The organism is Psychromonas aquimarina ATCC BAA-1526 (assembly GCF_000428725.1).
GTDB lineage: Bacteria > Pseudomonadota > Gammaproteobacteria > Enterobacterales > Psychromonadaceae > Psychromonas > Psychromonas aquimarina.
Map to the genome: position 1 here is coordinate 1 of NZ_AUAM01000033.1, position 8253 is coordinate 8253.

The following is an 8253-nucleotide window of genomic DNA, read 5'->3' on the forward strand; positions in this document are numbered from 1 at the left end:
ATTCCAGCGGGCTCCACATCTGCCAGTGCAGTGACCGGTATTACAGCCGTTGATGATGCCCTACTGGAAGGCGATGAAACGATTATTATTGATATCACCTCAGTGTCCGGCGGCAGTGCAGTAGAAAATGGTACTCAACAGCAGACGGTCACTATCAGCGATGATGAAGACGGCACTGCGCCGACTATCAGTGCGGTGAGTATTCCGAACAGCGTACATAAAGTGGGGGATACGGTTACCGCCACGATTACGGTCAGTACAGACAGCGACGACTACACCACGGGCAGCGGCGGTATCAGCGGCACGATAAACGGTTATGCACTGAGCAGTTTAAATAAAATTAACGACACAACTTATAGCGCAGCCTTTACCATTACTGACGGCGGTAGTGATACTGCTGCCGGCAGCGGTGTACCGGTCAACCTTACACTGACTGACAGTGCAGGCAATACCAGCAGTGCTTTCACCACGGCAGTCAGTCAGAGCAGTGACGCTATCTATGCCAACCTGCCGGAAATATCTTTAACAGCTGATACCAACAGCATTGTTGAGTTTGCTGGTGTGTCGACAATAACCGCGACTATCAGCGGCAGTTTAAATAATCAGTGGCCGGATGATATTACGGTCAGCCTGGCATATACGGGTACTGGTACAGCAGGTACGGATTACAGTAAATCTGACAGTATTACTATCGCTGCCGGCAGCCGCAGTAATAGTGCAATGATTATCAGTGCTCCTGATTCATTGTTTGATGCGGCTGTAGATGAAACTGTGATTGTCGATATCAGCAGTCTGTCAGTGGGAAGTGAAGGAACAACTAACCAGCAGATTATTACCATTAATGATGCGCAGTCGGCACCTACGGTTACCTTGACTACCGGAAACAGCTCGGTCGCTGAAAATGCGGGGACTTCGACAATCACTGCAACTTTAAGCAGTGCGACTTATGCCGATGTGACGGTTAATCTAGGTTATACAGGCACAGCGGCAAGCGGCGGTACGGATTACAATACGCCCAGCAGTTCTATTATTATTCCAGCGGGCTCTACATCTGCCAGTGCAGTGACCGGTATTACAGCCGTTGATGATGTCGTACTGGAAGGTGATGAAAGCATTATTATTGATATTACATCAGTGTCCGGCGGCAGTGCCGCAGAAAACGCTGTTCAACAAAAAACCATTACTATCAGCGACGATGAACGTATTGCCGCCAGCTTAAGTGTCAGCAGCTCAAGTATTAATGAGGATGCAGGGCAGGCGACGGTTACGGTTACTTTAGATAAAGTGGCGGTTGAAACTGTGACTGTTGATTTAGGCTTTAGCGGTACAGCAGGAAGTTTTGATTATTCAACAACAGCAGAGAGTATCAGCATTGATGCCGGGCAGACACAGGGAACAATCAGTGTCACCTCATTAGCAGATCAGATAGTTGAAGCTGACGAAACGATTATTGTTGATATCAGCAGCGTCAGCGGCAGCAGTGCTGACGAGAACGGCGTGCAGCAGCAGACTATTACGATTGTAAGTGCACCGACACCTATGATTACCTCTGCCGCCTACGATGCTTCGACAGGTTATTTAGTGGTCAGCGGTGTTAACTTCGAAGCTAGAGCAGGTGCAGAAAATGACGTTGATATCTCGTTATTAACTTTAACGGGTAAAGGTGATGCTGCTGATAGTTACAGACTCAGCAGTACAACAGATGTAGAGCTGGATTCGACTACGCAGTTTACGGTGCTTCTATCCGGAGCGGATAAAACAGCGGTTGACAGCATATTAGATAAAACCGGGACAAGTGCATCTGATTCTCTGTTTTACAACCTGGCTGCTGATAATGACTTTATGAATAAAAGTACCGCAGAAGATATCAGCGATCTGACAGGTAATGCTATCATAGTCAGCAAAGTCGCACCTGTTGTTAATACACCAGCCGATGCTGTTGTATTAAACAGCGACAGCCAGATCATCAGCGGCACCTACAGCACTGACGGTATCAGCATTAGTTTGTATTTAGATGCTGATAATGACGGTCTTTCTGACGGCGGAGCCGCACTGGGCTCTGATATTGTTTCCGGCGGTGAATGGAGTATTGAAACCTCGTTAGTTGATGACACGGTTTATAATACAGTCGTCATTGCTGATTTTGCCGGAGCACAAGAATCTGCTCATATCGATGTGGCAACAATTAGCGAAGATTCAACCATTCCAGCGGCGCCGGTTGTTATCAGCCCGGCTGAAGCTGTTAATGAATCCGGCAGCAGCTACATAATCTCCGGCAGTCATGCAGAAGAAAACGTGACTGTTAAGCTCTATGCTGACAGTGATAACGACGGCATTGCTGATAATACAGTTGTGCTGGCCAGTGATATTGTCTCGGGGAATGCCTGGTTATTAACTACCGCAATTGATTTAGGGGCTAATAATTTTGTTGTGGCTGCGCAGGATGCCGCGGTTAATAGTTCAAGTAGTATTGATGTGGCGACGATCACCAGAAATACAATACCAAGTATCAGCCAGGGCAGTTCAACTGTTTTAACAACCGCAGAGGATTCTCCAGGAGAAATTACACTTAATGCTTCTGATGCTGAAAATAACACCTTAACCTGGAGCATTACATCACAGGGAGCAAACGGGGCGGCTGCTGCTAGTGGTACAGGTGACAGTAAAGTCATTAGTTATATGCCGGACAGCAACTTCAACGGCAGTGACAGTTTTGTTGTTTCTGTGACAGATAATATGGAAAGTGTTTCTATTACTGTCAATGTTAGCGTGGATTCAGTTAATGATTCGCCGCTGTTTACCACTGCGGCTCGGACTTCAGCAGTTGAAGATACGGCCTACAGTTACACTGTGGCGGCTGCTGATAATGATGATGCGAATATCACCATCAGTGCGCTAAGCAAACCCGGCTGGCTGACACTGGTAGACAATGGCAGCGGTAGTGCAGAACTCTCTGGAATGCCAGTAAATGCCCATGTAGGTGAGCACAATGTGGTGTTAAAGGTAAGTGATGCACATAGCGGATCTGCAGTCCAGAGCTTTACGATCAGTGTCAGTAATACCAATGATGCCCCGGTTATTTCAGGAAAACCAGCCGTTTCAGTTAATGAAAACAGCTCCTACAGCTTTATGCCGGCAGTATTTGACGATGATCTCAATGACACAAAAACTTTCTCGATCAGTAATAAACCTGGCTGGGCTGCGTTTGACAGCAAAACAGGAGCTTTAACCGGCACTCCGGGCAATGCGGATGTCGGTACCACCACAGGTATCATTATCAGCGTAAAAGACAGTGCTCAAGTCAGTGCTGCTTTAGCCGCCTTTAATCTGCAGGTTGTCAATGTTAATGATGCGCCGGAAGGTATTGTCACAATAGTTGGTAATGCCGTTGAAGACAGTGTATTAACGGCTGCCGAGACACTGACTGATGCAGACGGTTTAGGCACACTAATTTATCAGTGGAAAGCCGATGGTGTGAACGTTGGAGCAAACAGCAATACTTACAGGCCGGATGATGATGATGTAGGTAAAGTTATTACTCTGACGATCAGTTATACGGATGCCCATAACACGCTTGAAAGTAAAACGAGCGGTGCAACAGCTGCTGTCCTTAATGTTAATGATGCTCCTGCCGGAAGTCTGACCATTAGCGGCAGCGCTGCGGAGCACAGCGTGTTAACTGCGCATAATACATTAAGCGATGCAGACGGCTTAGGTAAGTTTAGTTACCAGTGGTATGCCGATAATAATGCAGTCAGTGGTGCAGCCGCTTCTGCATATACATTAACGGCGGCTGAGATAGGTAAAAGCATCACAGTTATTATCAGCTATACAGATGCACATAACACTGCAGAAAGTATAGAAAGTGCACCGACAGCTTCGGTCGTTAATGTAAATGATGCTCCGCTGATTTCTGGTACGCCTGAGACAAGCGTAGAAGCAGCAAAAAGTTATCGCTTTATCCCCACTGTCAGTGATGTTGATGCCGGTGATACCGTCACCTTTACTATTGTCAATAAACCAGCCTGGGCAGGCTTTGATCCTAAAACCGGTACATTGACAGGTACACCAGCAGCAGAGAATGTTGGTACAACAAACGCCATAGTGATCACTGCCGCCGATAGTGCCGGTGCAAAAAGCTCACTGCCGGCATTTAATATTGCAGTGACTGATATTGATAAAACACCGTCATTACTCGGCATTGAGGATATTGAAGTAAATGCGCAGGCATTGCTGACGCAGGTTGCTTTAGGCGAGGTGACAGCTGAGGACTATTTAGGTGAAGCGATTGATCCTGTTAAGCCGGACAGCTTCTTAGCACCCGGCGAGCATATTGTTACCTGGACAGCGGCTGATTCCAGCGGCAATGAAGTGAGCGCCCAGCAGACTGTTAAAGTACATCCGCTTATTTCTTTAGGCAAAAACGCCTATGTAAAAGAAGGCGAGTCATACACGTTTAGGGTGTATTTAAACGGTAATGCGCCTCAGTACCCTGTTTCTGTTCCTTATATGGTCTACGGCGATGATCAGCAGCCGTTAGGCGCGGTTGAAACGGTTACTATCAGCGAGCAGGATAAAACCTATGGTGAGTTTATTATCAGTTCGGCGATGACCAGTGTACATAAGGTGTTAACGGTTCAATTAGATCCTCTAAACAGTATCAATAATTTGAATCTGGACGTTAAATCATCACTGATATTAACGCGCATCGAAGAAAATATGGCGCCGAAAGTCGATTTAACCGTGGTACAGGAAGGCCAGGAACGTACTCAGGTAACAACAACAGGTAATAAGGTAACTATTACTGCAGACTCGGTTGACAGTAATAAAGATACCCTGGAAACACTCTGGAGCAGTGAAAATAATGCGCTGATTAACAGCAGCACAGATGAAAAACTGTTTATTTTTGATCCACAAAACTTACCTGCCGGCGTATATAAAGTTACGGCTACGGTAACGGAGACGGATACTGCAGAGCGTTACAGCAATACTCAAGATGTACATATCAATGTGACAGCAGTACTTCCTGATTATGTTTCGGCTCCTTCGGAACTACCGGATAATGCCATTGCACATAAAGCATCTGACGGTAATAAATACCTGCTTGAAGCGGAGCCGGGTACAAAAGTAACATTCGGGCGGCTTTCGCTGCAGGAATCTCAGGGAGGAGCAAAAGTGTCCATAGAAACCATTGAACAGGATCCTGCGATTGAACTTGATGATGCAGAGAATGTGAATGTCGGTGGTATTTTTGATTTTGAAATACATGATCTGCCCGTTAACGGTCAGTCGGTCAATATGGTACTGCCGCTGCGTGCTGTTGTTCCTGAAGACGCTGTTTACCGTAAATATATCAGTGGTACAGGCTGGATAGACTTTGTTGAGGATAGTAATAATGCACTGTATTCGGCGAAGGGGGCTGACGGTTATTGTCCGCCGCCAAGCAGTAATGCTTATACGCAGGGGTTAACAGCCGGCGACTGGTGTGTGCGCTTGACGATTGAGGACGGCGGTGCAAATGATGATGATGGAAAAGCGAACGGCACCATAGTTGATCCAAGCGGTGTTACGGTTAATACTCCGGTCGTTGTGCCCGTTGTACCGGTAACACCCGTTACGCCTGTTACACCTGCAGAGCCTGTGCAGAACAATACCAATATAGTCAATACATCCGGCGGCGGCGGCAGCAGCAGTATCATGCTGATGTTTATAGCTGTACTCTCCGGACTGCGCCGTTACGGCAAAAAAATCCTGGTGTTTTCTCTTGCATTGTTAAGTTTCAGCAGCCAGGCGAATAACTGGTTTATTGATGTTGATCTTGGTATGAGCAAGGCTCATGAAGGGGATAACTTAAGCTCAGTCCCTGCAGATAATATTATTAATCGTGATACTAAGGATTTCAGCTGGTCGCTTGGTTTAGGCTACAACTTGACTGATAACTGGGCATTAGCCGCTCGGTATATCGATCTTGGTCAAGGCAGTGCCGAGCTCAAAGGCAGTACAGCTGATTATCACCAGTCAGTCATTAATGCGACGCCGATGTTAGTTAAAGGAGTCGGTCTGGAGGTCAGTTATCGTTTATACAGCTATCAGGCCTTCAGCAGTTCTGTGACTCTCGGCGGTTTATCCTGGCGCAGTGAAGTTGAAAGCCGTTTCAATGGAGAAACGATCCAGCATACTCAGAAGGGCACGGATTTTTATGCCGGAGCCTCAATAGCTTATGATCTCAATGAAAGCTGGCAGGCTGCTGCCGCTTATAAACGTTATTTTATTGATGTGAATGATGTTGATAATGTTAGTTTGAAACTGATTTATCGCTTTTAGTTAAATATTCAAACTGTAGAAAATTAAATTCAATTAAGGTTTTTCGGAATATAACTTTTTATAAAGGATGCCGGAGCAGAAAACAAGGATGAGAGGAATTATGTTTATTAAAGCAGATATTCGCCTATTTAAGACAGGTTTATTAGCAGGGATAATATTTACTACGCAGGGTTTTGCCGCCTCTGTGAGCGGGGGCAGTGCAGGTATAACTGTCCAGCAGCTTCCTGCAGGCTATTCAAGTGTATTGTTAACCGGAGAAGGGATCCGTTTAAGCAGTGAAAACGGCAGTTTTAAACACAAAGAAGGTTTTATTGACGGACGTTATTCATACGCGATACTGGCTGAAACTGCTGTTAAAGCAAGGCCGCAGGAAAGCGGGACGCCTGAAAATAACGGCAGGGATATTGATGCGAAGCCGGCAGATACAATTATTACACAAATTGAATCCAAGAGCTTTTTGATACTTGAAGGGCAAGTGGTAAACCCTGACCTTAAAGAGGAAAAATAGCGATGAATACAGTAATTACAAAGTTAGTTTTAATTTCAGGTGTCTGCTTAAGTTCTCTGGCTGCTGCAGATCAGAAAATTCAGGATGATCTGGTTGTTGTCGGCAGTGAGTGTATCGGTGTTGACTGTGTATCAGGGGAAAACTTTAATTTTGATACAGTAAGGCTAAAAGAAAATAACTTACGTATTAAATTTCAAGATACCAGCAGCTCGTCAAGTTTCCCCAGAAATGACTGGGAGCTCACAGCTAATGATTCGGCAAATGGCGGACTTAATCGTTTCAGCATTACAGATGTCGATGCAGGGCGTACGCCGTTTACGGTTCTCGCAGGAGCCCCTGACCATAGCCTTTATATTAGCAGCAGCGGCAGGCTGGGTATAGGAACATCAGCACCACTGGTAGAAGCACATATACTGGCCGGTAATACTCCTTCTGTCAGGTTAGACCAGAATAATACGCAAGGCTGGGGGGCTTACACATGGGATGTAGGCGCTAATGAAACTAACTTCTTTATTCGTGATTATTCAAACAACTCAAGGATGCCTTTTAGAATCAGGGCGGCGGCACCAAACAATAGTCTGTTTATTGATGCAGACGGTGACATCGGATTCGAAACAAGTACCCCAGATGGATTATTAGATGTTGCTCACCCGATGGATGCGAATAACCATGCATTTTTAATCAGCCCTGCAGGTGATGTTGGAATTAATATTGACAATGGCTATGTGCCAACTGCTCTTTTTGATGTACAGAATTCAGGGCAGTCTGTTTTTAGTGTCAAAAGTGATGGTACTGTGGCTGCTAAAGCCGGGCTGGTTGCACAGGGAGATATTTGTACTAACGAAAGCGGCAGTTTGAAGTGCTTAAGTACTGCCGGCGGCAGTTCATCGACACCGGCATGGAGTCCGTGGACAATAGAGAATAATGGCAGCGGTAATTTAGAGTTTACCAGCGGAACCGGTGTATTAGCATTAACAGTAACAAAAGACGGAGAAATTCAGGCCAAATCAGGAGTCTGCGGTAAAGGCGGAAAGGCCTGCCATTTTGCATCATCTCGAGCTTTAAAAAATATTGAAGAGATAGTGGATACCAAAGAGGTTTTAGACAAGCTCAGCACTCTTGAAATTTCCCGCTGGACCTATAAGTCCGATAATGATCCTTCCATTGTACATATGGGCGTGATGTCAGAAGATTTTCATAGTGTATTCGGGTTAGACGGCGACACTAGCGATAAAATAGCAATTGTTGATGCAGTTGGTGTTTCTATGGCTTCAATTCAAGCGTTAAATAACAAGCTTTTAGAAAAAGATATTGAAATCACAAAAATTAATAATGAGCTGGATTCTTTAAAAAGTGAACTGCAGGCAATTAAAGCTTTACTGCTGCAGAACTAGATATTTTATAGAAAGGGAATTTCATTT

General features: G+C 45.4%; 3 protein-coding genes. All 3 read left to right on the forward strand.

Translation table 11 applies throughout. From position 1 onward, the window contains the following. Positions 1 to 30: 30 nt before the first annotated feature. The 3 genes from G337_RS0112990 to G337_RS27725 all read left to right on the forward strand — a co-directional run bounded on the left by G337_RS0112990 (position 31) and on the right by G337_RS27725 (position 8226). Positions 31 to 6324 (forward strand): putative Ig domain-containing protein, encoded by a 6294-nt coding sequence (locus G337_RS0112990; protein ID WP_211235806.1) that lies wholly within the window; start codon positions 31 to 33, stop codon positions 6322 to 6324. A gap of 100 nt (positions 6325 to 6424) precedes the next feature. Further along, a complete protein-coding gene (locus tag G337_RS0112995; protein WP_028864277.1) occupies positions 6425 to 6832 on the forward strand; it encodes a hypothetical protein in 408 nt (135 codons plus the stop codon). A 2-nt stretch (positions 6833 to 6834) separates the two neighbouring features. After that, complete coding sequence (locus G337_RS27725) at positions 6835 to 8226, forward strand: tail fiber domain-containing protein (protein ID WP_051303246.1); 1392 nt, start codon at positions 6835 to 6837, stop codon at positions 8224 to 8226. The last annotated feature ends 27 nt before the right edge of the window (positions 8227 to 8253 follow it).

Excerpts from the sequence above, each read along its gene's own strand:
- G337_RS0112995 (WP_028864277.1), top strand. The coding sequence starts at position 6,425 with ATGTTTATTAAAGCAGATATTCGCCTATTTAAGACAGGTTTATTAGCA.
- G337_RS27725 (WP_051303246.1), top strand. The coding sequence starts at position 6,835 with ATGAATACAGTAATTACAAAGTTAGTTTTAATTTCAGGTGTCTGCTTA.